The following is an 818-nucleotide window of genomic DNA, read 5'->3' as shown; positions in this document are numbered from 1 at the left end:
GCGGGTGGCGGGGCCCGTGTAGACGACCTCGCTGATGGTGCCGGTGAGCGAGACCTCGCCCGCGGCGAGCGCCGCATCCGGTCCGATCAGCCGCATCCGCTCCGGGCGCACACTCATGGTCCGCCGGTCGCCGGTCAGGCTCTCGGCCAGCTCTCCGCCGATGAGGTTCGAGAGCCCGAGGAAGCGTGCGACGAACTCGGTCTCCGGGCGCTCGTACACATCGCGTGCGGTGCCGACCTGCTCGATCCGGCCGCCGTTGAACACCGCGACGCGGTCGCTGAGCGTGAGGGCCTCCTCCTGGTCGTGGGTGACGAAGATGAAGGTGATGCCGACCTCGCGCTGGATCTGCTTGAGCTCGATCTGCATCTGCTCACGGAGCTGCTTGTCGAGCGCACCGAGCGGCTCGTCGAGCAGCAGCACCTGAGGGCGCAGGATGAGGGCGCGGGCCAGGGCGATCCGCTGCCGCTGACCGCCGGAGAGCTGATGCGGCAGACGGTCGGCGACGTGATCGAGCCGCACCTGCTCCAGCGAGGTCTGGACCCGCGCGGCCCTGGCGCTCTTGCCCTCGCCGCGGACGCGCAACCCGTAGCCGACGTTGTCGGCGATGGTCAGGTGCGGGAACAGCGCGTAGTCCTGGAAGACGGTGTTGACCGGACGGGCGTGCGGAGGGGTCCTGGTCACGTCGACGCCGGAGAGGCGGATGCTGCCGGAGGTGGTGTCTTCGAACCCGGCGATCATGCGCAGCACCGTCGTCTTGCCCGAGCCCGACGGACCGAGCATCGACAGGAACTCGCCCGATGCGACCTCGAGGTCGAGGT

The 818-nt window shown here is 69.9% G+C and carries 1 protein-coding gene; it reads right to left on the bottom strand.

The window, feature by feature from the left end:
- The coding region (locus ACNPM4_RS09095; protein ID WP_448985458.1) for an ABC transporter ATP-binding protein at positions 1 to 818 on the bottom strand (818 nt) is incomplete at both ends.

It is taken from the genome of Microbacterium umsixpiens (assembly GCF_053543675.1).
The sequence above is the reverse complement of the archived record's forward strand: the minus strand, read 5'-3'. Positions and strand labels throughout refer to the sequence as shown.